The organism is Emticicia fluvialis (genome assembly GCF_024793945.1).
Taxonomy (GTDB): Bacteria; Bacteroidota; Bacteroidia; order Cytophagales; family Spirosomataceae; genus Emticicia; species Emticicia fluvialis.
Genome location: NZ_JANUSD010000005.1, coordinates 98,882 through 124,973, shown reverse-complemented (window position 1 = coordinate 124,973; position 26,092 = coordinate 98,882). Strand labels below are relative to the sequence as shown.

The 26,092-nt window shown below is 42.3% G+C and carries 23 protein-coding genes; 14 read left to right on the top strand and 9 right to left on the bottom strand.

Annotated features, from left to right (window positions below; translation table 11 throughout):
• Window positions 1-22: 22 nt before the first annotated feature.
• Complete coding sequence (locus NZ848_RS07550) at window positions 23-1,300, bottom strand: Glu/Leu/Phe/Val family dehydrogenase (protein ID WP_101724848.1); 1,278 nt, start codon at window positions 1,298-1,300, stop codon at window positions 23-25.
• A gap of 307 nt (window positions 1,301-1,607) precedes the next feature.
• Here NZ848_RS07550 and NZ848_RS07545 point away from each other — a divergent pair, with 307 nt between their 5' ends.
• Both NZ848_RS07545 and NZ848_RS07540 read left to right on the top strand, forming a co-directional pair.
• Complete coding sequence (locus NZ848_RS07545) at window positions 1,608-1,997, top strand: TraR/DksA family transcriptional regulator (RefSeq protein ID WP_101724850.1); 390 nt, start codon at window positions 1,608-1,610, stop codon at window positions 1,995-1,997.
• 181 nt (window positions 1,998-2,178) lie between these two features.
• Window positions 2,179-4,713 (top strand): M14 family zinc carboxypeptidase, encoded by a 2,535-nt coding sequence (locus tag NZ848_RS07540; RefSeq protein ID WP_259014989.1) that lies wholly within the window; start codon window positions 2,179-2,181, stop codon window positions 4,711-4,713.
• A 58-nt stretch (window positions 4,714-4,771) separates the two neighbouring features.
• On the opposite strand, the gene NZ848_RS07535 is transcribed toward NZ848_RS07540, so the two are convergent.
• Both NZ848_RS07535 and NZ848_RS07530 read right to left on the bottom strand, forming a co-directional pair.
• Complete coding sequence (locus tag NZ848_RS07535; protein ID WP_259014988.1) at window positions 4,772-5,815, bottom strand: S66 peptidase family protein; 1,044 nt, start codon at window positions 5,813-5,815, stop codon at window positions 4,772-4,774.
• A 113-nt stretch (window positions 5,816-5,928) separates the two neighbouring features.
• Window positions 5,929-7,083: a 2-isopropylmalate synthase gene (locus NZ848_RS07530; protein WP_259014987.1), complete on the bottom strand. Its 1,155-nt coding sequence runs from the start codon at window positions 7,081-7,083 to the stop codon at window positions 5,929-5,931.
• Window positions 7,084-7,624: 541 nt separating this feature from the next.
• Here NZ848_RS07530 and pyk point away from each other — a divergent pair.
• The gene (gene pyk / locus NZ848_RS07525; protein ID WP_253531688.1) at window positions 7,625-9,076 is read left to right on the top strand and encodes a pyruvate kinase; all 1,452 of its coding nucleotides are present in this window, start codon (window positions 7,625-7,627) and stop codon (window positions 9,074-9,076) included.
• Between the two features lie 53 nt (window positions 9,077-9,129).
• Here pyk and dinB read toward each other — a convergent pair whose 3' ends face one another.
• Window positions 9,130-10,170, bottom strand: coding sequence for a DNA polymerase IV (dinB, locus tag NZ848_RS07520; RefSeq protein WP_253531690.1), 1,041 nt, complete (start codon window positions 10,168-10,170; stop codon window positions 9,130-9,132).
• A gap of 278 nt (window positions 10,171-10,448) precedes the next feature.
• On the opposite strand from dinB, the gene NZ848_RS07515 reads away from it, so the two are divergent.
• A complete protein-coding gene (locus tag NZ848_RS07515; RefSeq protein ID WP_259014986.1) occupies window positions 10,449-11,183 on the top strand; it encodes a glycosyltransferase family 2 protein in 735 nt (244 codons plus the stop codon).
• A 49-nt stretch (window positions 11,184-11,232) separates the two neighbouring features.
• Here NZ848_RS07515 and NZ848_RS07510 read toward each other — a convergent pair whose 3' ends face one another.
• Window positions 11,233-12,843 carry an amidohydrolase family protein gene (locus NZ848_RS07510; protein ID WP_259014985.1) on the bottom strand — a complete coding sequence of 537 codons (1,611 nt, stop codon included), beginning with the start codon at window positions 12,841-12,843 and terminating at the stop codon, window positions 11,233-11,235.
• A 220-nt stretch (window positions 12,844-13,063) separates the two neighbouring features.
• Between NZ848_RS07510 and NZ848_RS07505 the strand changes: the two genes are divergently transcribed.
• The 4 genes from NZ848_RS07505 (at window position 13,064) to NZ848_RS07490 (ending at window position 18,084) form a co-directional block, all read left to right on the top strand.
• Window positions 13,064-13,858, top strand: coding sequence for a sulfite exporter TauE/SafE family protein (locus NZ848_RS07505; protein ID WP_259014984.1), 795 nt, complete (start codon window positions 13,064-13,066; stop codon window positions 13,856-13,858).
• Between the two features lie 7 nt (window positions 13,859-13,865).
• Window positions 13,866-14,249, top strand: a complete 384-nt coding sequence (locus tag NZ848_RS07500; RefSeq protein WP_253531698.1) for a DUF983 domain-containing protein — start codon at window positions 13,866-13,868, stop codon at window positions 14,247-14,249.
• A 185-nt stretch (window positions 14,250-14,434) separates the two neighbouring features.
• Window positions 14,435-16,801, top strand: a complete 2,367-nt coding sequence (locus NZ848_RS07495; RefSeq protein WP_259014983.1) for a TonB-dependent receptor — start codon at window positions 14,435-14,437, stop codon at window positions 16,799-16,801.
• Between the two features lie 101 nt (window positions 16,802-16,902).
• The gene (locus NZ848_RS07490) at window positions 16,903-18,084 is read left to right on the top strand and encodes a PepSY-associated TM helix domain-containing protein (RefSeq protein WP_259014982.1); all 1,182 of its coding nucleotides are present in this window, start codon (window positions 16,903-16,905) and stop codon (window positions 18,082-18,084) included.
• Here the strand turns inward: NZ848_RS07490 and NZ848_RS07485 are convergent, their stop codons facing one another.
• The gene (locus tag NZ848_RS07485; RefSeq protein WP_259014981.1) at window positions 18,085-19,230 is read right to left on the bottom strand and encodes a carbon-nitrogen hydrolase family protein; all 1,146 of its coding nucleotides are present in this window, start codon (window positions 19,228-19,230) and stop codon (window positions 18,085-18,087) included. It abuts the gene before it with no gap.
• 156 nt (window positions 19,231-19,386) lie between these two features.
• Here NZ848_RS07485 and purQ point away from each other — a divergent pair, with 156 nt between their 5' ends.
• The 6 genes from purQ (at window position 19,387) to NZ848_RS07455 (ending at window position 24,092) form a co-directional block, all read left to right on the top strand.
• Window positions 19,387-20,073, top strand: coding sequence for a phosphoribosylformylglycinamidine synthase subunit PurQ (purQ, locus tag NZ848_RS07480; RefSeq protein ID WP_101724864.1), 687 nt, complete (start codon window positions 19,387-19,389; stop codon window positions 20,071-20,073).
• A gap of 2 nt (window positions 20,074-20,075) precedes the next feature.
• A complete protein-coding gene (gene udk / locus NZ848_RS07475; RefSeq protein WP_253531705.1) occupies window positions 20,076-20,687 on the top strand; it encodes a uridine kinase in 612 nt (203 codons plus the stop codon).
• A gap of 108 nt (window positions 20,688-20,795) precedes the next feature.
• A complete protein-coding gene (locus NZ848_RS07470; RefSeq protein ID WP_259014980.1) occupies window positions 20,796-22,088 on the top strand; it encodes a DASH family cryptochrome in 1,293 nt (430 codons plus the stop codon).
• 111 nt (window positions 22,089-22,199) lie between these two features.
• Window positions 22,200-22,781 carry a LemA family protein gene (locus tag NZ848_RS07465; RefSeq protein ID WP_253531709.1) on the top strand — a complete coding sequence of 194 codons (582 nt, stop codon included), beginning with the start codon at window positions 22,200-22,202 and terminating at the stop codon, window positions 22,779-22,781.
• Window positions 22,782-22,871: 90 nt separating this feature from the next.
• The gene (locus tag NZ848_RS07460; protein WP_253531711.1) at window positions 22,872-23,306 is read left to right on the top strand and encodes a TPM domain-containing protein; all 435 of its coding nucleotides are present in this window, start codon (window positions 22,872-22,874) and stop codon (window positions 23,304-23,306) included.
• Between the two features lie 39 nt (window positions 23,307-23,345).
• A complete protein-coding gene (locus NZ848_RS07455; RefSeq protein ID WP_259014979.1) occupies window positions 23,346-24,092 on the top strand; it encodes a TPM domain-containing protein in 747 nt (248 codons plus the stop codon).
• Here the strand turns inward: NZ848_RS07455 and NZ848_RS07450 are convergent.
• From NZ848_RS07450 to pth, 3 genes are all read right to left on the bottom strand, one after another.
• Window positions 24,089-24,631, bottom strand: coding sequence for a hypothetical protein (locus NZ848_RS07450; protein ID WP_259014978.1), 543 nt, complete (start codon window positions 24,629-24,631; stop codon window positions 24,089-24,091). The two genes, NZ848_RS07455 and NZ848_RS07450, sit on opposite strands and share 4 nt — an antisense overlap.
• Window positions 24,632-24,802: 171 nt before the next feature.
• Window positions 24,803-25,264 (bottom strand): hypothetical protein, encoded by a 462-nt coding sequence (locus NZ848_RS07445; protein WP_253531716.1) that lies wholly within the window; start codon window positions 25,262-25,264, stop codon window positions 24,803-24,805.
• A 241-nt stretch (window positions 25,265-25,505) separates the two neighbouring features.
• On the bottom strand, window positions 25,506-26,066 hold the full coding sequence (gene pth, locus NZ848_RS07440) for an aminoacyl-tRNA hydrolase (protein WP_259014977.1): 561 nt from the start codon (window positions 26,064-26,066) through the stop codon (window positions 25,506-25,508).
• Window positions 26,067-26,092: the final 26 nt, after the last annotated feature.

The following is a 26,092-nucleotide window of genomic DNA, read 5'->3' as shown; positions in this document are numbered from 1 at the left end:
TTAATTATCCTGAAATTTTGTATCAACCGTATCCACCACGAAACTTATAGGTGCTGGCTACTTTGTCTATAGCCACAATGTAGGCGGCCAGACGCATAGACACCTTATGTTTCTGCGATGTTTCAAATACGTTATCAAATGCATCTTTCATCATGCGGTCGCAACGACGGTTGATTCTGTCTAAGGCCCATTTGTACCCGATTCGGTTCTGTACCCATTCAAAATAAGAAACTGTTACCCCACCGGCATTCGCCAGGATATCAGGCACTACCATAATGCCCTTCTCATTGATAATTTCGTCGGCACTTGCAGAGGTGGGGCCATTGGCGCCTTCCACAATCAGTTTTGCCTGAATGCTGGCGGCGTTATCATGTGTAATTACGTCTTCTTTGGCAGCAGGCACCAGCACGTCTACATGAAGTGCCAGCAACTCTTCGTTACTAATCAACTCTGCTTCTTTGAAACCTTCCAGGGTACCCTTGTTGGCATTTCTGTAAGCAATTGCTTTTTCAATGTCTATTCCGCGGTCGTTATAATAAGCGCCCGAAATATCGCTGATACCACAAATGGTTACGCCTTTCTCATGTAATAGCTGAGCTGCATGAGAGCCCACATTACCAAAACCCTGCACCGCAGCCGTAGCACGATAAGGATTCAGGCGTAGCTTTTCCATTCCTGAAAGTGCCGATACCATTACGCCGCGCCCTGTGGCTTCCGTACGGCCAAGCGAACCACCCAAAACCAATGGTTTGCCGGTTACAACGGCATTGACAGTCATACCCTTTGCTTTTGAATATTCATCCATCAACCAGGCCATTTCACGTGGGCCTGTACCCATATCAGGCGCCGGAATGTCTTTATCCGGCCCAAAGATATCAAGCATAGACAAGGTGTAGGCCCTCATCAATCGTTCCATTTCGCCGGCCGACATTTCACGCGGGTTGCAGGCTATTCCGCCTTTGGCTCCACCGTAAGGAATATCTACCACAGCACATTTCCAGGTCATCCAGGCTGCTAATGCCCGCACTTCATCAATGTTCACGGCAGGGTCAAAGCGGATACCGCCTTTACTTGGCCCCAATATGGTTGAATGAATAACTCTGTAACCTTCAAAGACTCTAATCTGCCCGTTGTCCATAGTTACGGGCAAGCCTACTGTTACCTGGCGTGCAGGTACTTTCAGGATGTAGTACATCTCTTCACTGATACCCAGAATTTTTACTGCGGCATCAAACCTTGACATCATTGACTCCAACGGATTTTCTTTATCCTTAATCGGAGCCGGTTCTATGTAATTCATAAACAGAAAGTTCTATTGTTGAAGTTTTTAGGGTGCAAACTTAGAAAAAAGATAGTATTTCTTAAAATTGTTAAATTTCACACAAACTTAACATTATATTCATTTTTAAAAATATACCCAATCCTAAACTGGCAATTCTGCGCAACACCAAATAATTTATCGCATTTGACAAATTACCATAAGATAAATTTTTTTGCCAATTACCCAATATTTTGCACAGGGCATTGTTTAAGGGCTTAAAAAACGCTATCTTTGTGGCGTTTTTTAAGCATAGACCCATTTTTTAACAATTTACTGCATTACGATTATGGCTGTAGTTGAAGAAAAAACCCGCTATTCAGAAGAGGAGCTAAGGGAGTTTGAAGTGATTATTACCAACAAATTAGAAGCGACACGAAATGAGCTGAACTTCATTAAAGAAACGCTGAGTCGTAAGAATGATAATGGTACTGATTACACGTCGAGTAGTACAAAATTATTAGAAGATGGCGCAGATGTGAGCGAAAAAGAACAACTTAGCCAGTCAGCAGGTCGTTTGCAAAAATTTGCACAACAGTTGGAAGCAGCGTTGATTCGCATCAAAAACGGAACTTACGGTATTTGCAAGGATACCGGCAAGCTGATTCCAAAAGAGCGTTTAAGAGCGGTACCACATACCCAGCAAACCATTGAAGCCAAACTGAGAGCTTCTAATTGATTGCCTTACAGTATTGCAAAACATATAAAATCCTTAAGTATTACCCTGCCGCATTGCATTGGCCGGAAAAACTTTAAGGTTTATAGATTCTTTGTCTATACAAAAAGCCTCTCTGTCAGAGGCTTTTTGTATTTTTAGGCAGAAAAGTGTTTAATTGCCTCCTAAACTACTCATCTGTTTCATGAAAAAAATACTACTCTTATTCTTCATCACCTTACAAATTAATTCTTTCGGGCAGGTGGCCGACAGCTATTACCTGCCACAAAATGTAAACTATAACCCCAAAATACCTACACCAAAGCAGTTTCTTGGTTATCAGGTTGGCGAGCAACACGTTACACCTTATGAGCAGTATGCTTATATGAAAGAACTGGCCCGGTTATCAGACCGGTTCAAGGTAGAGGTTTATGGCAGGACTTTCGAAAACCGTGAGCTATTGTTGCTGACGGTAACCTCGCCACAAAACCATGCGAAACTGGACCAGATAAAAGCAGAGCACCAGAAACTGGTGAACCCGGGGCAATCTGGCGGCCTGGATTTGAAAAAAATGCCTATTGTTGTCTGGATGGGCTACTCGGTGCATGGGAATGAAGCCAGCGGCACTAACTCTAACCTGATGTCGGCGTATTATCTAGCCGCGGCACAGGGTCCGGGAGTTGACTCCTTACTAAACGAGGCCATAATTCTGATTGACCCATGTATTAATGCCGACGGTGGCAACCGCTTTGCCACCTGGGTGAATATCAACCGAAGCAATAATCTGGTAAGTGATATCAACAGCCGGGAGTTCAGCGAAACCTGGCCGAACGGCCGTACTAATCATTACTGGTTTGATTTAAACCGCGACTGGCTGTACCAGCAAATGCCTGAAAGTAAAGGCCGGCTGGTGAAATTCTACGAATGGAGACCTAATATTCTGACTGACCACCATGAGATGGGAAGTGCATCTACCTTTTTTTTTCAACCGGGTATCCCATCACGTACGCACCCGCTTACTCCCAAAAGCAATATTGAACTGACAGCCAAAATAGGAAAATATCACGCTCAGGGGCTAGACAGAATCAATTCTGCTTACTATACACAAGAGAACTACGACGACTTTTACTACGGAAAAGGCTCTACCCTACCCGATGTGAACGGGTCTATTGGTATACTTTTCGAACAAGCCTCGTCTCGCGGGCATTTGCAGGAAACGGTTAACGGACTGCTGAGTTTTCCTTTCACTATCCGCAATCAGGTTTCTGCCACGTTTTCAACGCTGAAAGCAGCCCGCGAAATGCGGGTAGAATTGCTGGAACACATGCGCAATTTTTATAAAGAAGGTTCAAATGATGCCGTAAAAGCCTATGTTTTTGGTGGAAGCAAAGATGCTGTAAAAACCTGGGAGATGGTAAATATGCTGAAAAGAAACCAGGTAGATGTTTATAAACTGGGTAAAGACGAAACCATAGACGGCAATGCGTTCGACAAGGCGACTTCTTTTGCGGTACCAATGAACCAGCCACAGCATCGCCTTATCAAATCCATGTTCGAGAAGCGAACCAAGTTTGAAGACAGCCTTTTCTATGACATTTCGGCGTGGTCGTTACAATATTGTATGAATGTGCCTACGGCTGAAGCTAAAGCAGCTGTTTCGCTGGGCGAAAAAGTGCATGTAAACGAGTTTCCGAAAGGGAAGGTTTATGGCAATAGCACTTATGCCTATTTCTTTGAATGGAACAGCTATTTTGCGCCAAGAACTGCCTATGAATTACTAGATAAAGGTTATACCCTTAAAGTAGCTATTGAACCCCTCACGGCTATTGTAGGCGGAAAAGAACAGAAGTTTGACTACGGCACCATACAAATAATATGCAACGGTAACGACCCCGGCGCTTTGCTGCAAACACTTGCCGACCGTGACGGAGTTAATTTCTATGCTACTGCCACCGGCCTTACACCTGCCGGAATTGACCTTGGAAGTGAGAAATTTCGCAAATTGAAATTGCCTAAGGTTTTGATGCTGGCGGGCCCGGGTGTAAATGCCAATGATGCCGGAGAAATTTGGCACCTGCTAGACCAACGCATCAACATACCTCTGACTTTTGCTGATATTGAAACAGCCAATAGGGTTAATCTGGACAAATACACGCATATTGTGCTTTCGGGTGGTAACTATAATAATTTATCGGACGAGAAAATCAGACGCTTCATACAAGGTGGTGGCGTGTTGGTTGCCATGACAGAAGCCGCCGAATGGGCAGCCAATAAAAAACTGGCTTCAATAACTGTAAAGCCAAGACCGGATAACAATGGCAGCGGAAAAAGACCTTATGTTTTGCAGGAGAAATACAGCGGTGCCATGGAAACTGCCGGAACCATATTTGAAACAAAAATAGACCCTACTCACCCAATTTGTTTCGGATACTCGCAGGAAAAACTGGCTTTGTTTAAAGATAATAACATCTTCTTTGAAGACACCAAAAACCCTTATAATACGCCAATTATTTTCACAAGTAATCCATTAATTGCGGGTTATGTTCATCCAAAAAATGAGGCTTTAATTAAAAACTCACCCGCTGTTATTACGCAGACTTTGGGTGCCGGGAAAATCATTCTGATGTCGGAGAACCCGAATTTCCGGGCATTCTGGTACGGAACCAACAAGTTGTTTCTGAATGCTCTTTTCTTTGGACACACCATTGGTGGTGGCCGTTTTGGCGGCGAAGAAGAGTAAATGCCTCCATTGCAGGCAAAAAGCCCTTTCAGGAATATGTACTGAAAGGGCTTTTTGTTTATTTATTAACGGCGCTTTCGTTTAGTGTAATGCTTCCTTTGGTTGCATCAATAGTAGCTTTAATACCAACAGGTACAGTAAATTTATCTTTTATATGGCCTATCATAGCGCCTGAGAATGCCGGGATGCTCAAGGGCCTGATATGGTCTTCAAAAATATCTTCCATAGTTAAAGAGCCATAGCCCCCTTTAGACGGCGGGCAGTCTGTACACTTACCAAATATAAAACCCGAAAGCTGGTTTAAAATACCTGCCAGTTTCAGTTGGGTAATCATCCTGTCCATACGGTAAATATCTTCACCTACATCTTCCAGAAACAAGATATTCCCCTTAAAATCAGGCACATAAGGCGAACCCAGTATATGGCTAAGCACTGTCAGGTTTCCGCCTATTAACCTGCCGGTAGCAATGCCGGGGTTAATGGTATATATGCGGTCATCTACCTGCACCAGGTTGTCGCCCTTTTTTACGGGGTTTGTCAATTGCACTGCATTGGCTTCCAGCAGCAGGTTTTTAAAATTTTCAACAGAAAAGCTGTTCCAGGTTGAAGAACCTACCGGCCCATGAAAAGTAACAAGCCCTGTCTGGCTGTAAATGCCCAGCAACAAAGCGGTTATATCGCTATAGCCAATAAAAACTTTAGGGTTTTTCTGAATGGTTTTATAATCAAGCAAAGGCAGAATTCTGGCACAACCCCAGCCGCCATGCATGGCCATTATGCCGTTAATGCTTTTATCGGCAAACATTTTATTGATGTCGGCGGCTCTGTCGGCATCTGTTCCTGCCAGATACCCGTATCGGTCAAACATGTGGTCGCCCTTTTTCACTTTAAAACCCAATGTTTCCAGGCTTTCAATGGTTATCTGCACTTCTTCTTTTAAAAATGCCGAATAGGCCGGGCAAACCAGCCCGATGGTATCGCCCGGTTTCAGCGCCGCCGGTTTTAAAGTTTTATGCTGGTTATCAGGAAACGAAAAATTCAGATTGGCCAGCCCTATACCAGCCAGCAGGCTTGAACTGAGAAAATGTCGACGATCAGGCATTTTTTCGATGAAGTAGGTGTGATTAATAAATTTCTATCTGCTAAACTACATAAAATAAGGGAGTTTATGAACAGATTCACAAACTCCCTTATCAGAATCGACAGGCCTGTTTTTCAGGAAACAGCAACCTCTTTCATCAACAATACCAGGTCTTTATCATTTACTTCCTTAATTCTGTCGGCAAGCTCAAGGAAGCGACTGTACGTATAATCAATTTCGGGTTTATCAAGATTATAACCCAGTTTTTCCAAACGGTGCTTTAAAGCATGGCGGCCGCTTCTGGCTGTAAGCACAATAGACGACTTATCTACGCCAACCTCTTGCGGGCTGATAATCTCGTAGTTTTCGGTATGTTTCAGGAAACCATCCTGATGAATACCCGACGAGTGCGCAAAGGCATTACGGCCCACAATGGCTTTATTGGCCTGCACAGGCATACGCATGGTATCAGAAACCAAATTACTGATAGGCGCAAGCATGGTGCTTTCAATATTGGTATGATAACCAAGCGATTTGTGCACTTTCAGAATCATGGCTACTTCTTCCAGCGAAGTATTACCAGCGCGCTCACCAATACCGTTGATGGTTACCTCTACCTGTCTTGCTCCGGCTTGAATACCCGCAATGGTATTGGCAGTAGCCAGACCTAAATCGTTATGGTTGTGCATGGAAATAATGGCTTTGTCTACATTTGGCACATTATTCATGATATATGAAATACGCTGATACATTTCATGTGGCAGCACATATCCTGTTGTATCGGGCAGGTTTACTACTGTAGCGCCTGCTTTGATAACCTCGTCGGTCAGTTTTGCCAAAAACTCAAGATCGGCACGACCAGAGTCTTCAGCATAAAACTCTACGTCTTCAACAAACTTTTTAGCATGCTTCACTGCTGAAATGGCCTGTTCAATAATCTGTTCGCGAGTACTGTTAAATTTATGTTTGATGTGAATATCAGAAGCCCCAATACCGGTATGTATACGCGGCCGCTTGGCATATTTCAGGGCTTCAGCAGCAGACTCAATGTCACCCTTGATTGCTCTTGAAAGGGCACAAACCGTTGGTTCTGTAACGGCTTTTGAAACCGCTACAACAGAGTTGAAATCGCCGGGACTTGAAATCGGGAAACCTGCTTCAATAATATCGACACCCAGCTTTTCCAGCTGCTTGGCAATCATAACCTTTTCGTCGGTTGTTAACTGGCAACCGGGCACTTGTTCTCCATCTCGTAAGGTGGTGTCGAAAACATAAATTTTCTGGCTCATTGCTTAATGAGGTGTTTAGTTATTTTTACTACTTCTTTTTCTCGCAAAAAAGCCCTTTCTCACCATGTGCAAGAAAGGGCTTTTGATTTATACAAAGTCTCCGTTTCTCACACTGAAAAGCTGAGCAGAAGGAGAAGTGAAATTGCGATTACGTTTTGTTTCAATTGCTTTTTGAAATTACTAAGGACACAAATTTAACACATTATTTTTTTCCGGCAAAAACTTCTTTTTATTTTTTTCAAACCGGGCTTACTGCTTTTTTAACTACTGTAAGGGTTTCGGGTTTCAAGGTTATATACTGTGTTTTGGCAGGTTCAGGCCATCAAAAGATGATATTTCAACCCCCATCAGGATAGGGCACCTGCTTTTTTATTATCATTTAATAAATATTTAAACGGCTGAATATTAGGCACTTATATATTAAGTCATTTTTGACACAAATAGGCTTGCCGTATAAATCAACAGGGTTTATTCGGTAATTCTCATAAATAGTTATTATTTTTGCGACGTTCTCAGGGTTAAGAAATATTTTATTTTAAATATGCACAGAAAAACCAAAATTGTAGCCACAGTCGGACCAGCTTCTGAAAGTGAAGAAATGCTATTGGCACTGGCTAAAGCCGGTGTAAATGTTTTCCGTTTAAATTTCTCTCACGGAACCCACGAAGACCACCAGATGCGTATTAGCCGTATCAGGAAAATAAACGCTGAACATGGTTTTAAATGCGCTATTCTGCAGGATTTACAAGGCCCGAAAATCAGAATAGGCCAGATGGAAACAGGTAATGAGGGTGTTGAAATTTTTGCTGGCGACAAACTGGTATTTACTAACGAAGATGTAATCGGAAACGGTCAGCGTGTGAGCACACCTTATAAGGGTATGTATCAGGACGTGAAGCTGGGTGAAAGAATATTGATGGACGACGGCAAGCTGGAAGTAAAAGTAACCGGCGTTGACGGAATGGACGTTATTACAGAAGTAGTATATGGCGGCCTTTTAAAACAAAAGAAAGGTGTAAACCTGCCTAATACCAATATTTCTCAGCCATCGGTTACAGAAAAAGACTGGGAAGACCTGAAATTTGGTTTATTGAATGATGTAGACTGGATAGCCCTTTCTTTTGTAAGAACAGCAGACGAAATAAAGGATATACAGAATTACATAAAAGCGCAGGGAAAAGAGGCAAAGGTTATTGCCAAGATAGAAAAGCCGGAAGCGGTTGACAACATGGACTCTATCATTGCCGCAACAGATGGTATTATGGTAGCCCGTGGAGACCTCGGTGTGGAGATTCCGTCAGAAGACGTGCCATTGATTCAGAAAGCTTTGGTTGAAAAATCTAATCTGGCTGCCAAACCTGTAATTGTGGCAACACAAATGCTTGAAAGCATGATTGACAGCCCCCGCCCAACCCGTGCAGAGGTTGGTGATGTGGCCAATGCCGTATTAGATGGTGCAGATGCCGTAATGCTAAGTGCAGAAAGCGCCTCTGGTAAATATCCTATTCTTGCGGTTGAAACAATGGTAAAAACCATTGAAAAAGTAGAGAACGAAGCCGACTGGAAGAAATTATATTACCGCCACCATGCCCGTGTTACGGAAGACTCTTATAAGTCTGAAGAAAAAGAAAATGATAACGTGGTAATGAACGCCTGCCGCCTTGCACGTGACCTGAAAGTAAAAGCCATCATTGGCATTACTACCTCTGGTTATACGGCTGTTCGTTTATCGCATCACCGCCCTAAGGCCAATACATTTATCTTCACCGGAAACGAAAAGCTTTTAACCCAGTTGAGTTTGTATTCGGGCATTACTGCTTTTAAATACAATCACCTGAAAGATAAAAGTGTAGAAGAAGTAGTGGCTAACATCAGAGATACCCTGGTTGAAAAAGGAGAGCTTGCTGCAGGAGATTTGTTTGTAAATACCCTAAGTATGCCTCTTCATGAAAACCACCGGACCAACACTATCAAATTAAGCCGGGTTGAATAATACTAATCTGAACCATATAGAAAAGAGCTCGTCGTTATGATGAGCTCTTTTCGTTAGAAGTCAATCGTTAGCTGCCTTCCGGCCATTTCTTCTTCAAAAGCCAGATTTGATAAATAAATACCCAGTAACCGAACACCCTTGGGCATTGGTAAAAGGGCATGCAGCAACTCATAAGATATTTTTGCCAGCAATGTTTCTTCAAGTACCGGTAATTGTGAAGTGCGGCTACGGGTGATGCTCTCAAAGTCGGCGAATTTTATCTTCAATGTAATGGTTTTACCATAGGCTTTTATGCGGGTCATGCGGCGCCAGAGTTGTTCCAGTATATCGTCCATTTCTCTGTAAAGGTCTTCCGGCTCTGTAAAGTCTTTGTCAAAGGTATTCTCTACTCCTACCGATTTCCGTATGCTATCGGGGTTAACCGGGCGGTTATCTACCCCATGGGCAATATCAAAATAATAGCCCCCCATTTTACCAAAATGATTTGTGAGAAACTCAACACTTTTGGCTTTCAGGTCTTTACCGGTAAAAATGCCCATTTTGTTCATTTTTTCGGCTGTTACTCTGCCAATTCCATGAAATTTGCCAATCTCTAATACTTCTACAAATTTTTCGGCCTGTGAGGGTTTAATAACAAACAATCCGTCGGGCTTTCTGTAGTCTGAGGCAATTTTGGCAAGGAATTTATTGATTGAAACCCCGGCAGAGGCAGTGAGTCCGGTTTTCTGTTTAATTCGCTCTTTTATTTCCTGCGCTATTTGTGTGGCGGTTTCTATTCCTTTCAGGTTTTCGGTTACATCAAGATATGCTTCATCGAGCGATAGCGGCTCAACCAAAGGCGTATATTCAAGAAAAATCTCTCTGATTTCTACTGATACCTGTTTGTAGACTTCAAAGCGCGGCTTTACGAAGATTAATTGCGGACATTTCTGCCTGGCTATTCTGGACGACATGGCCGAGCGCACACCAAATTTGCGGGCCTCGTAGCTGGCAGCAGCTACCACACCCCGCTCACGGCTTCCACCTACGGCAATGGGTTTGCCCCGCAAATCGGCAAAGTCTCGCTGCTCTACCGATGCGTAGAAAGCATCCATGTCAATATGAATAATTTTACGGCTTGCCACCCCTAAAACCCCTAATATGATATAAGTACGTGTTTAAACAAAGTTATTAATATTTATACTTATAACATAAAGATAAAATTTCTGACAAAGAATCAACAGTCCAGGCTTGTGCTTATCTCATTTATGCATCAGGGCTTCTGTTCCTTTGAATTTAGGTTTAGTTTTCAGACATTTGCCTCCGATTCAATAAAAATGTTTGAACACTTGCACTTTTATCTTCCTGCGAGAAGCTAAATTTAATAAAACTGATGAAACTAAGCGTTGTTATTCCTGCCTATAACGAACAAGAGAGTATTCCGGAAACCCTGCGCACTTTATATACAACCTTAAAAAAGCACGATATTCCTCACGAAATATGGGTTACTAACGATAACTCTAAAGACCAGACACTGGCTGTTCTTGAATCACTTTCCGGAGAAATTCCGACACTTGTTTTTGATACCAATAAAGGCCCGAATGGATTTGGCTACGCTGTACGGTATGGCCTGGAACGTTTCACAGGCGATTGCGTGGCTGTATTTATGGCTGACATGTCTGACGACCCCGAAGACCTTGTGAAGTATTATAAAACCATGCTTGAGAAAAACGTAGATGCGGTTTATGGCAGCCGTTGGATAAAAGGTGGAAAAGTGATTGATTATCCGCCCCTCAAGAAGTTTATTAACCGCATTGCCAATTTCATTATTAAAAACATGATGGGTATCAAATATAATGATACCACCAATGCATTCAAGCTATATAAAAGAGAAACCATTGAGGGCATTAAGCCGTTCTTATCTCCGCATTTCAATCTCACAGTCGAACTCCCTTTAAAAGCAATTGTGCGCGGATACACGTATGCCGTTGTACCCAACAGCTGGACCAACCGCAAGTATGGCGAATCTAAGCTGAAAATTAAAGAAATGGGCAGCCGTTATCTTTTCATTTTGATGTATTGCTGGATTGAAAAGCATTTCTCAAGAGGAGATTATTTTAAAAAATAACAAAAAGGCGGTATAGAAGAAACTATATCGCCTTTTTGTTTCCAATCAGTTATTTGGTAGAACCCTGAACCTTTGCCGCCTTTTTTTGCGGAATGCCCGGTTGGGTTATCTCAAAGTCTTCTTTCGCTTTGGCGTCAGCTACAATCTTGCGCACATCGGCCAGTAGTTTTTTGGCGTCATATACCACACCATCTTTTACGGTGTATTTTACCCCTCCTACTCTTACTACCTCGTTTTTATCATTAACCCTTATAGCGCCCGTACCATACAGGGTTTTGAGGTTAGCCAGCGGATTTTCTTCTGTTATTACGAAATCGGCGAATTTTCCTACTTCTACCGAGCCTATCTGGTCGGCCATTCCCAGCGCCTCAGCCCCTTTTAATGTAGCAGCTCTTATTACCTCTAATGGGTGGAAACCCGCCTCACGTAGCAACTCAAGCTCTCTGATGTAAGCAAAGCCATATAGTTGATAGATATATCCGGAATCTGAACCTGTGGTTACGCGGCCGCCGCGGTTTTTATACTCATTCACAAAGCGCATCCAGATACGGTAGTTCTCTTTCCAGGCTACCTCCTGCTCGGTTCCCCAGTTAAGCCAGTAAGACCCGTGAGAGATACGACTGGGCCCATAGAAACGCCATACCGATGGCAGGGTGTATTCATCATGCCACTCGGCTCTGCGTGCCAGCATCAGTTCGCGGTTGGCTTCGTAGATGTTAAAGGTGGGGTCAAGTGTAAAATCCAGTTTCAGGAGTTCGTCCATTACCTGATACCATTGGGCTGAGCCCGGCTCTGCGGCCTGTTTCCAGAGTTTGCCTGCTTCTTCAAAGCGGTCTTGCTCATTATTGTAATTATAATCCGGCGGGTAGTTTTGCAAGGTTCTTTCGTCAAACAGCGCTTCGGGCAGGCCGTACCAGTGTTCCATGGTTGTTAGCCCCGCTTTAGCTGTTGCCAGCACGTTCATACGGCCAACTTCCAGTTGTGCATGATGGCATGCCGAACGCAGACCAATCTTTTTGTTTTCTTCTAAAGCAGCACGGAAAATATCCGGAGCAGCCCCAAAGAATTTGATTCCATCTGCCCCTTTAGCGGCATTGGCTCTTACCCACTGGCGGGCTTCTTCAGGTGTTGTGATGGGCTTATCCGCCCCCATCCCAAACGCAGTGTAGGCTTTAATGCGCGGAGCAGTTATTTCATTGCTTTCACTTTTCTTTTTGTGTTCCAGGGTCCAGTCGAGCCCGTTTCCTGCTGATGGGTCTCTGATAGTGGTAATACCATGCGCCAGCCAGAGTTTAAATACGTATTCGGCCGGGGTTCCCTGGGCTTTACCTCCAATGTGGCCGTGCATATCTACAAAACCGGGCATGAGGTACATACCGGTGCAGTGCAGTTCTTTATCGCCGGTGTTCAATTTGGGCCGGCTTTTTTCTTCAATAGGCACACCCGGGTAGCCCACCTGGCGTATCTGCACAATTTTGTTTTTTTCAACTACAATATCAACGGGGCCTACTGGTGGTGCTCCGGTGCTGTTAATGAGGGTAACACCTCTGATAATTAAACGATTGGCGTATTCGCCCTCTGCCCTGGGCGGAGCCTTTTCAATCTGGGCAAACAAGGTAGAGGTAACGCAACTCAGAAGAAGTGTAATTTTCTTATACATACGATGTTGGTAGGTTTTTAACAAAAATAATCAGGATTCAGGATAATTTAAGTGCCTCGGGGTTTTTTTATGCCCCTTACCGTAAAATAGTATATCTACCGAATTGGTATATTTGAAAAATACAATGTTTAAAACCATTAACCGACATAATTTCTTTAAATTGCACCATTTCTGAAAAGTACGGTTAATTAAACCCTCTTCTACTTTTCATTTATATTCTATGGAAATAGTAGGTTTTGGTCTGGCGTTTTTGATTGGTATTACTCTGGGGCTTATCGGTGCCGGAGGCTCTATACTAACCGTTACCGTATTAGTATATGTAATGGGGGTTAGCCCTTCCACAGCCACTACCTATTCGCTTTTTATAGTAGGCATTACCTCGCTGGTTGGTTCGGTTGATTATTTCAGAAAAGGGCTGGTTGACATCAGAAAAGGGCTTTTCTTTTCATTTCCGGCTTTTATTATGGTTTTTATTATGCGTAAGTATGTGATGCATCGCATTCCGGAAGTTATCTATCAGTCAGACCATTTTACGCTCAGTAAAAACCTGATGGTAATGCTTCTTTTTGGTTTGCTGATGATTGGCGCTTCGTACTCAACCATAAAAAGCCGGAAAAAAGACAATGAAATTGTAAAAACCAAAGTGAGTTATTGGGTGATATTTCTGGAGGGTATTCTGGTTGGTATATTAACCGGGCTTGTAGGCGCAGGCGGCGGGTTTATGATTATTCCGGCACTGGTTATTTTTGCACAGCTACCCATGAAAGAGGCAGTGGGCACATCGCTGCTCATTATAACCATTAACTCAATATTTGGCGCTATAGGCGATTTTTCGGCCGGTGTTGTATTGGATTACAGGTTTATTTCAGAATTTGTACTTTGCACTGTAGCAGGTGTATTGGTTGGCAGTTATTTGTCGAAAAGAATAGACGGCGAGAAACTTAAACCGGCATTTGGCTGGTTTATTCTTATTATAGGTTGTTGGATAATCGTTAAAGAAACACTACTAAAATAATTATATCATGAACAAAATACAAGCTGCCATAAAAATGAAATGCCCGCGTTGCCAGGAAGGCGAGGTTTTTTTGAACCGCAATCCGTACGCGCTAAAGCAGCTAACTGCCATGCACAAACATTGCCCCAAATGTGGCCTGAAATACGAAAGAGAAATTGGCTTTTTTTACGGCGCCATGTATGTAAGCTATATGTTTAACATAGCTTTGTTTGTGATTGCCACGGTTGCTTATTACCTGTTTTTTGAAGAGCGTGTTGACTGGCTTTGGTATATTCTGGGCTATCTAGGCTTAACGTTTTTGTTGTTTCCGCTCATCTATCGTTTATCACGTTCTATATGGTTGCAGGCTTTTAACAAATACGATCCCGGCAGCGCTACTCATAAACACTGACGTTTTCTGTTAAATCTTTTTGATTTTTTTAAAATCACACCTGGGGTCTGCTGATAACCCCTTTACTATCTTCGGCAATTTAAAAGCGCAATGTTTATTTAGAATTATTTTAAATAAACATTGCGCTTTTGTATTCTGTTATTAATTTTGCACCACTATTTAGAATTAGTCTAAAGCAAAATAGCATGCAGAATCTATCCACTACTTTTTTACTCTTTTTAATCTCCACCTCAACCTTATATGCACAAAACGGACAGTTAACGGGGCAAGTCGTTAACGCCGATGGCCAGCCCGTCAGTTTTGCCAGCGTTGCGGTAAAAAAAACCAAAGCAGGAACAATAGCGAACGAAAAGGGAGAATTTAGCCTTAAAAACATCACAACAGGCAAACATACTATACTGGTAACGATGGTTGGCTACGAGGCTGCCAGCCAGGAAATAGAAATTATTGACGGACACCCAACCGAAGCTAAGATTCAGCTACATGAAACGGCCAACACATTGCAGGAAATAAACGTGGTAGGCAATATTGGTATTACCAAAGTAAAACCACAAACCATTCAGTATGCCAGCAAAGACCTGATATCACAAAATGGCGGTACTGCCGGCGACATCCTGAAAGCCATGCCTAGCGTTGCTATGGGCGGAAGCCCTAATCATAACCGAGACATCCGTTTCAGAGGTTTGGGGAATGGATACACGCAGGTTCTGATTAACGGCCAACCCATAGGTGTAAGCGGAAACAACCGCGAAACCGTTCTGGATCTGATACCTGCTAACCAGATTGAAAGAATTGAAATACTAGCTAACCCAACCGCTGATGTGGTTTCTGCCGGTGTAAACGGCGTTGTAAACATTATTCTTAAAAAGGGTGTACCGGCAACAAAACTATATGAAACCATTGGCAGAGCCAGTTTTACTGCAGACCACCAGGGAGGCTACAATGGTGGGCTTTCATTAAACGGCCGAGCCAGAAACCTTACTGCCGGGGCAAATTTTGACCGTTTATACAGAATTGTTGAAAACAAAAGTACGGGTGAAATACTGAAACTGAATAATGCAGGCGAAAAAACTGAGGTTCAGAACCAGAAAAAAAACGAAAACAAGAAGTTTACCAATAACTCAGCCAAAGGATTTTTAGGCTACAATACCAAGGGTTGGGATTTTTACACAGAATACTTGTACGGAGACCAGACCGAGGATAAATCGAAAGAAGAACGAACCTCTATATTTGATGCCACCAATAAGTTTAAGAGTGGTAAATTTGTGTTGTCTCCTGAGTTACGAAAGGTTTATTTCCACAGCCCATCTGCCCGAATTACTAAAAACCTGGGCAAGCATGAATTTCAATTGTCTTATAACTATAACAAGTCTGGCGAAAACAAAACCCAGAACCAGAACGAATATGCATTACTGGAAACCAATGAACCGGTATTGAACAAAACGCCTAAAATGCAAAAAGTAGAAGACCGAATTTCGTTGAACACCCAATTGCCTGGCTTGTACTGGTTGTCATCAATTGTAAAAAATACAACCCTTAAAGTTGGATATCAGGGCTTTTATACAACAAGAACCATAGCCAGAACTACCGATGCCTATGATGAGAAAAGTAATACTTGGAAACCTAAAGATGAGGGAAAGAACAACTTTGAAGCAAATGAGTCTGTAAACGCCATGTATGCTACTTTTCAATGGAATACCGAAAAGCTGAAAACCAATTTTGGGTATCGCCATGAAATAGCCGATATAAGAACCAAAGCCAGCTCTCAGACCAACTACAGCAACGGCCATTATTCCACCGCTTTGCCTTCTGTACATGTGCAGTATTTTCTTTCTTCAAAAACGTATCTGGCATCATCTGTGGGTAGAAGAATACGCCGCCCTGGTTTTAATGACCTGAACCCCTACGTTGAAATAAAAAGCACCACTGAACAAAAAGTAGGAAACCCCGATTTACGCCCTGAACGCGCCTGGGCTTACGAAATGGGTGTATTTACACAGATAAAAGACTTTAACATAGGCGCAAACCTTTTTCTGCGTGATATCCGCGATTTAATTCAAAAAAACATTACCGAAGAAAATGGCATATTTACTGAAAAACAAATTAACCTGCGGGGCGCTAAAACCAGCGGTATTGAATTGGTATCGGCAGCAAAAATAGGCGAATGGCTCAATGTTAACGGTAATTACTCAAGGTTCTGGTCGAAAATCAGTTCAGATGACATCAATAATGGTGACCAACTGAAAGACCAGTTTGCCTGGACAGCCAAAGTTCTTGCCGATTTCAGCCTGCCTTCAAAAATAAACGCTCAGATTATAAGCAACTGGGTAGGGCCAAAAAATACAGTACAGGAAGGGGAAGGGAAAGTACATTTTGTGGATATCGGTATTCAGAAAACCTTCGGCAAAAACAATGCTTTGTTTTTACGTGCTACTGATATCTTCGATAACCTTAAAAAGCATAAGTACACTAATACCGCTACGCAGGTATCTAATACTTATGAACACACCCAGGGCAGAATATTGAGTGTAGGTGCATCGGTGAACTTCTGATTTGAGACCGTTCAGATATGAATAGTACTTAAAATTACAGATGGTAATTTTTAATAATTATAAATCTAAAATTGTTTTGCATAAATAACTTCTTTTTACTCATGGCAAAGAAAAACAACGGTATAAAATATTGGCTGGGGAGGGTCCATCTCTGGGGTGGGCTTATTAGCGGTATTGTAGTATTTATTGTTTCTATTACCGGATGCTTATTTGTTTTTGAAGAAGAGATTCGTGACCTAACCCTGAGAAAATATCGGTTTGTTGAACCGTCAAAATCGGCCAGGGTATCGCTGGCTACTATTGAGGCAGAGGCAAAGAGAGTTTTCCCCGATAAAAAAATTGAGCAGGTCAGGGTTTTCTCAGATGCAACACGTTCTGTTATTGTAAAATTAGCAGATGCTAAAGCAAAGCCCGCCAAAGGCAATAAAGAAGAAAAAGAATACCGAAAAGAAGCCTATGGATTCGACCCGTATACGGGCGCCTTACTTGGCCGCTATAATCTGGAGCACGATTTTATGCATCTGGTAGAAGACACTCACAAAAGCCTTCTTCTGGGAGAAACCGGCAAATGGATTATTAAAATAAATGTGGTGGTTTTTCTTGTAATGCTGCTTTCGGGTCTGTATTTGTGGTGGCCACGTAAGAGAAACCAACGCAGGTTTGCATTTACTGTTAATTTTAAGAGCAAGTTTCAGGTACTCAATTACAGCCTTCATAATGTGCTGGGTTTTTATTTTCTGCTACCTCTGTTTGTAATAACCATGACGGGCATCTGGTGGGCCATTAAACCAGTTCAGAAAATTACCTATGCTGCGTTAGGACAAAAAATGCCAGAACAAAAAAAGACCATTTCTATTTACCAACCTGGCAAGGTTTTTAGCCCTGATGATGCGCTTTCAAGCGTGGCTCTGGCCTACGGAGGCTGGAAAGAGGCACATATTAATTTTGCCAAAAATAATAAAGAAACTATAAAGGTAAATCTTAAGTATCCATACCAGATTTACAAAAAAAGCAATGTTTTTGAGTTTGATCAGTACTCTGGTGCGGTACTTAAAACCGAACTCTTTAAAGACTACTCTACGGCTGATAAGCTGAAACACGCCAACAGAGATTTACACACCGGCCAGAACTTTGGTTTTGCAGGTAAGCTGCTTGCTTTTATTGCAAGCCTGTTTGCCGCCTCTTTGCCTGTTACAGGCTTTCTGATATGGTATCAGCGTAAATATAAAAAGGTTAGTAAAAAGGTGTCATCAGCTAAAAAAAACCAATTGGCTATGGCCTAATTACAGCCAAAGGTTTATTAAAGCCGACTTACCAACAAAGGGTGTGGCATGTGCCGAGTCGCTTAACACAATGGTTGAACCATCAGCGCCTAAATCCCAGAGTTTTCCCTGAAGAAAAACATTGATTCCTTTTTTTATTCCGGCCTCTTCTTTGGCGCGGGTAGCCATGGCATATTTAACCCAGGCCTCTCCTAACGATATTTTCCCTACATCAGCCTTCGCCTTTTCAGGTGTTTTTGCGCCGGAGTACCCGCTCCAGGGCTGTTGCCAATAGCCATAACCATTAGAGTACGACGGCGTTATCACAAAATCGGCGCTTTTGCTCTTTAATGTCTGGTAAGCCTCAGAAAACCACGCGTCTGCACAAATCAAAACACCCATTTTACCAGCACCTGTATTGAATACAGGAATGGCCTTTGGTTTTACCGGACAAATAAACCCTAATTCATCGGCTGTTGGAAAGGCCTTTTTAATTAATTGCGGATTAATAGTGCCATCGGTCTCAAAAACTACTGATGTGTTATACAATAGCCCCCCTCTTGTTTTCAGCAAGCCATTCTCAACCACGGGGTCAGGTAATAAAACAGACCCACCCACAATGGTAACCTTGTATTCTTTAGCCAAAGAAGCAAATGTATCCTGATACACCCTGGCTATAACTTTCGCCTTCATGGCAAAAACGCTGTATTTCAACTTATCCTGTACGTTTGGGGGGCATTTCAAGAAGGTTGCAAGAAACCTGCCTGCATTCCGCAGCACCATTGTCTGCATACCCTCTTCTATTTCAGGCGTGCTGTAAATACGCTCTTTTTCCTGTAAAGCTACCAGCCAAGTACCAAAGTACTCAGGAAAAACCACAATCGATTTATTAGGTATCAGCCAGTTTTTCTTTTTGGCTTCTTCCATATAAAACCTTATTTTTCTTCTAAAATTCGCTTCAGAGGCATAATCAACCGGCTCTACAAACGCCTGTATGCCAACCACATTCCCTTTGTTGCTTGAGTCTCCGTAAGAGGCAGTGGCATCAATCTTCAAGCTTTGTTTTGTTTCAGAACCCAGGCCTGTATTGGCCCATACCAGATAAAAAGTTAATAATAATACCAAGACACTGCCTGCAGAAAGAAGTATTTTTCTAGTGGTTTTCATTCGGGTAGGAATAATAAATGTGATGCGGTTGAATATCTACCAGCAATTTCTGAAAAATATTAGGCTGAATGCTATAGATTTTTCATAATTTTGCGTAAAATTTCTTATTTACTAAAAATAAAACAATCCCCTGGCTCGCTTTCGGGATTTTAAATTATGAAATTCGGCGTAGTAGTATTTCCCGGCTCCAATTGTGAAGACGATACCGTTTTTACCTTAAGACACAATCTTGGACAAGAGATTGTTAAAATCTGGCACAAAGACCATGACCTGCAAGGTTGTGATTTTATTATATTACCGGGTGGATTCTCTTATGGAGACTACCTCCGTTCGGGAGCCATTGCCCGGTTTTCGCCTGTTATGAACGAGGTTATCGCTCATGCCAACAGGGGTGGGTATGTAATGGGTATTTGCAATGGTTTTCAGGTAATAGCAGAGGCCGGGCTGGTACCGGGTGTTTTATTAAAAAACATTGCTCAAAAGTACATCTGCCGCAATGTTTATCTGAAACCACAAAGTAGCACTGCGCTTTTGACGGCCGGCCTGGAAGACAGAGCGTTTAAAATACCGATAGCCCATGGCGATGGCCGCTATTTTGCTGATGAAGACACCTTGAAAAGACTTAACGACAACGACCAGGTGTTGTTCCGCTATTGTGATGAAGCAGGCAATATTGTTGCTGAGGCAAACCCTAATGGCAGCATTGAAAATATTGCAGGCGTAACAAATGCCGGAAAAAATGTATTTGGCATGATGCCGCACCCTGAGCGCGCCTCTGACGAAGCACTGGGCAATATTGACGGTCGATTTATACTGGAACAAGTTATACAAGTACTGGCTTAAGCATGAATCCATATATTGTTGGTATTACAGGTGGGAGCGCTTCCGGAAAGACGTATTTTCTGCATCAGTTGTTAAGTGCATTTTCGGCTCAGGATATCTGTCTTATTTCTCAGGACAACTATTACCGTCCGCAGGCTTTAGTGCCTAAAGACCTGAACAACATTGAGAACTACGACTTACCCGAGGCCATAGATTTTGGCTTATATGCCCAGCATGTAGAAGACCTGAAAAACGGAAAGGTGGTTCAGCAGAAAGAATATACCTTTAATAACCCGAGTATTGTTCCTAAAATTCTGACCTTCAATCCGGCGCCTATCATTGTAGTTGAAGGAATCTTTGTTTTTCATTCAGTAGAAGTATCGCGCCTGCTAGACCTGAAAGTGTTTATTGACGCACGCGAACACGTAAAGATTAAACGAAGGATTATACGCGACGGAAACGAGCGTGGCTACGACTTAACAGATGTGCTGTACCGCTGGGAAAACCACGTGGCACCCACTTATGAGAAGTTTATAGAACCCACCAAGTATGACGCAGATATTATCATCAATAATAATACACATTTTGAGAAAGGCCTGGAAATTCTGACCGCCTTTTTAAAGACAAAACTATAAATCCAGGAGCCCTCTGCCGAGGGCTTTTTCTGTCTAACGGGGCTTGTGTAAGCCATTTGATTTAAAACCAAACCCCAGACATTAGCATCAAACTTTTTAATAATCCTCATGCAAAATATAATCTTCTGGTTCAGAAACGATTTAAGGCTTCATGACAACGAGGCATTTTTAGAGGCCTCTAAAGCAGGCAATGTGATTCCGGTTTATGTTTTTGATGACCGATACTTCGACAAAAACTTTCTGGGCTTTAAAAGAACAGGGGCGTTCAGAACTAAATTTCTGCTGGAAGCCGTTGAGAATCTTCGGAAAAACCTTCAGGAAAAAGGCTCTGATTTAATAATACGAAGGGGTATATCGGAAGATATAATAGCAAAAATAGCTAAAGACACTGACGCTGCCGCAGTTTATGCAAGCAAAGAAGTAACACAGGACGAAACCACCATTGAAGCTTCTTTATCTAAAGTACTGAAGCCGATGAATATCGAGATAGAGCTGATCTGGTCGGCCACGCTTTTTCATGCCCGCGACCTGCCCTTTCAGATAAACTTTATACCGGCAACTTTTGCCGAATTCAAGAAAAAAATTGAAAGGGCAACACCGGTACGCCAAACATTTCGATCACCCGGGCAATTGCCCGTTGTTGACTGTATTGAACCCGGTAACCTGCCTACCTATCAGGAGCTGGGTTTTGAAACAGCCCCGGTAGCCGATACCCGGGCAGCATTTCAGTTTGCAGGTGGTGAAACCGAAGGACTGGCCAGGCTTAATGAGTATATATGGGAAAAAGATCTGCTGAGAACCTTTAAAGAAACAAGAGACGGTCTGTTAGGTGCCGATTTTTCGACAAAACTATCGGGCTGGTTAAGCCTCGGTTGCATTTCGGCGCGCACGGTTTATGAAGAAGTTAAACGTTTTGAAGCCGAGACCGCAAACAAAGAGTCTGCTTATTGGTTAATAATACTGTTACTCAAAAGAGATTTCTATCACTTTTCGGCATTAAAACATGGCACACGCATGTTTAAGGCCAGTGGTATAAAAAACGACCTGATGAAACCCTGGAAACGCCACCGCCCAACGTTTGATACCTGGGTAAAAGGAGAAACCGGCATACCATTTGTTGATGCTAACATGAAAGAAGTGAGCCTGACAGGATATATGTCTGAAATGGGCAGAAAAGCGGTTGCCAAGCATTTGATACAAGAGCTGGGCATAGACTGGACCTGGGGAGCCACCTACTTTGAGAGTGTGCTGACCGATTATGATGTTTGCAGCAACTGGGGTAACTGGAATCTCATAGCAGACACAGGCAGAGATTTATTGGATGAAGAAATTTCAGAAGTGGGCAATCTGGCCGATACTACAGAATTGCAACAGGCATACATACAATTGTGGATGGGTTAAAACGTCCGTTTATAACGATTTTAATCCACTTGTTATATGTAATTCTTGCATATCATGTTCTAATTATTACATTTGAATCAAATTTCAGTAAACAAACAAAATTTCGAAAAAATGAAAAAAAGCACCTTAATTATAATTGGTATTATTTTACTTTTAAGCGTTTATGGTTGCTCGTCATATAATGGCCTTTTAGAAAAAGATCAGGAAGTGAAACGTAAATGGTCTAATGTACAAACGCAATACCAACGCCGTTCAGATCTGATACCTAATCTGGTAAGCACAGTAAAGGGAGCAGCAGACTTTGAAAAAACTACGCTTACACAAGTAATAGAAGCCCGTGCTAAAGCCACTTCTATGCAAATAAACCCTGAGAACCTTACACCTGAAAACATTCAGAAGTTTCAGGCAGCGCAAGACCAGTTAAGCGGGGCTTTGAGCCGTTTGCTTGTAAGTGTTGAGCAGTATCCGCAACTGAAGGCCAACGAGAATTTCCTGGAGCTACAGTCTCAACTGGAAGGTACAGAAAACAGAATTGGAGTGGCGCGTAATGAGTTTAACGGAGCCGTACAAACCTACAATACTGCTGCATTACGTTTCCCGGCTGTAATTTTTGCAAAAATATTCGGATTTAGCGAGAAAGGCTTCTTCCAGGCATCAGACGCTGCCCAGGCTGCACCAACAGTTAAGTTCTGATTTTAAAGAAGTATTTTCAGACACATACAGGCTTAACCAAAGCCTGTATGTGCTGTTTTGTTTCTCAGCCACATCTTATCTCATACAATCATGTTTCTGACGGAAATCGCTAAAGAAAGAATTGTGAAGGCAATTAAAGATGCCGAACTGAACACTTCTGGCGAAATAAAAGTGCATGTTGAGGAAATATGCCCTACAGAAGACCCCACTGAAAGGGCCAGACAGGTGTTTCAGTTTCTTTGCCTTGAAAGAACCGCCCAACGCAACGGGGTTTTGTTTTATCTGGCTTACGGAAGCCATAAGTTTGCCGTTTGGGGAGACGAAGGCATTGATAAGGTGGTACCCACTAACTTCTGGGATGGTATAAGAGACAGCATGAGACAATACTTTTTACTGGAAGATTTTGCCGGAGGCCTGCAGATGGGAATCCGGGAAACGGGAAATCAATTAAAGAAGTTTTTTCCGTATCGTTCTGACGATATCAACGAATTATCTGATGATATCTCAACCGACCCTATACCTTAGCCTGTAAATGTTTACCTGTGTGTAAACAACCACTAGAAAATGTTCAAAAAACTGCTCATATTATTTTTTTTGTTGCAAAGCCTGGCCTTTGCGCAGGATATACCGGAAAAGCCGAACCCTGCCCGATTTGTCAATGACTTTGTGGGTGGCCTTCTGAGCCCAGACCAGACCGCACAACTGGAAGCGAAGCTAAAGGGTTATTATGATACCACCTCTACGCAAATTACGATTGTAATAGTAAAGACCGTTCAGCCATACGATATCAGCGAATATGCCTTTAAACTTGGTAAAGCATGGGGTATAGGCGAAAAAGGCAAAAATAACGGTATTGTTGTTTTATGGGCTCCCGGCGACAGAAAAGTATTTATTGCCACCGGTTATGGCATGGAGGGCACTATAACTGACGCTTACAGTAAACGTATCATTGAGAAAGACATAAAGCCGAGATTTAAAGAAGCCCGATATTATGAAGGGCTTGATGTGGCTACTGATAAAATTATTAATTACGCCAAAGGCGAATTTAAGGCCGATAAAGATGACGAAGAAGACGGTGGCTGGCTAGGATTTGTGGTTGTTATCATCATCATTTTTGTTATTATTGCCATCCTTAGCCGGGGTAAAGGCGGAAACCATGGTAATCGCGGTGGTGGTGGCTGGATACCCTATACCACTTTCACGGGTTGGGGAAGCTCGTCTGGCGGCTGGTCAGGCGGTGGAGATAGCGGTGGTTTCGGAGGCTTTGGCGGAGGAGATTTTGGTGGCGGCGGCGCCGGAGGAGACTATTAATAGTCTCCTTTTATTTTGGCATCAACAGAGAAATACTTCCTGCTGCCAATAAACAACTCCTGATACCCTTCTATATGGTAAGTTTTCAGCTGGTTATTCTCAAAATGCGCTTTTAGTTTTTTTTCAGACTCATACAGATAGTTTCTTGCGTAAATTTCGGCTTCAATCTGCTGTGGCAAGCCTTTGGTATCAAACCTGATCAACAAATGCTTTACGGGCATTTTTTCTCCTGTTTTTAGCTTATATGATATTTCATTCTGTGTTTGATGTATGGTATAGGCAGATTGATACGACTGCTTGTTCAGGTCTGCCTGCAGAAATAAATCCAGTTCTTTGCGCCGGTCAATTTTGCCGGTTACAATTTTCTCTTGCTTATCTTTTATTAACACTGTTTTTTCTACCTGAGGCCTGCCAGATGCCAGACGACTGATGTGCGCGTTGAACAAACCTGCCAGATCATAATAAGCCTTTGATTGTATTTTGTTTTCGGTTTCGGTACAAGCCGTTAAAAAGAGCAATAGAAGTAATAAAACGCGCATCAGGTTGAAGTTTAGTTTATAACGCAAATAACGGGGTCAGATGTTCCGGAGTAAAACACAAACCCCTATAAAAAACTTAACCCCACCGCCAGAAGCAGTGGGGTAAGTGTCCATCTATTCAACCCTAACCTATTAAACTATGAAAAACTTAATTCTTTGCTAAGTTGAGCCTTAGCGACCTAACATTTCAACCACAACCGGGCTTACTGCGTTTTCTGGTTCAATTGGCTCAACGTTTGACTGGTAGTTCCACAGTACGTTAATAATCTTTGTAGTAGCTATTACCTTGTTTCTCCAGGCCTTTGCCTCTTCGCCACGTAGATTAGAAACTTTCGTTTCAATGTTAGCTGCTGCTTCGTTAAACGCTGCTTTCTGAGCTGAACTCAACGCCATAAATTTGGCAGGAGAGGCATTATACAGCTTTACAACATTTACAAATATACCCCAATCTTCGGTCTTTACAAATTTTTTCGCTTTTTTCGACATGAAGTTCGCGAAATCTACTTCAGCACCTTTTACCAACATCACTTCCTTCTTGGCTGAGTCACGGTCATTTGCTTTTACAATATTTGCAGAAATCAAGAATGACCCAAGTACAACTGCAAATATAACGGATTTAAATGAATTTTTCATTGTTTTGTTCTATTTTTATCTTGTGGATAACGATGCAAAACTACAGCGAAAATTAATATAATCCAAATATGCAATCCGTGCAGGTGCCGAATATTGTTCTAAATATATTCTTACTAATGGGTTATTCTCAGAATTTTACACATTTAATAAACGGGAAAACAAAATTTTGTTCGTCTTAGAAAAATACAACTTATATAAAATTCCAAAATCGGGAAATATGAAAATTCTTTAAATAATACAATCATTCGTTGAAAAAATTCATTGTTCGTTCGGAGCCAATCGTACAAAAACTGGCAATTATGTCGTCGGCTCGGTCTAATCTTGCGACCAACTGGCTCATTTCATCTTCGCTAAAAGGCTCCAGAACGTAATTTACCTGCCTTCCGGAAGGGAAATCATTGCCGATTCCGAAGCGTAACCGATGATAATTCTGCGTTCCCAGCTTTTCTTCAATATTCCTTAAACCGTTCTGCCCACCGTGCGAGCCCTTGGTCTTCAGGCGCAGTTTACCAAAAGGCAGAGCCAGGTCATCGCATATCACCAACAGATTTTCAACCGGTATTTTTAATGCCTGCAACCAGTAGTTTACGGCATTACCGCTCAGGTTCATATAAGTAGTGGGCTTGATACAGTATATCTGGCGGCCTTTGTGCTTAAATTCGGCTGTATAGGCCAACCTTTCCATCTTAAAACTGAAGTTATTTTGTGCGGCCAGGCGGTCTAGCACCATAAAACCTACATTATGACGAGTGAAAGCATATTCAGGACCAATGTTTCCGAGCCCGGCAATCAGATATTTCATTTTTTTTAATGAGCGAATTAGTGAAT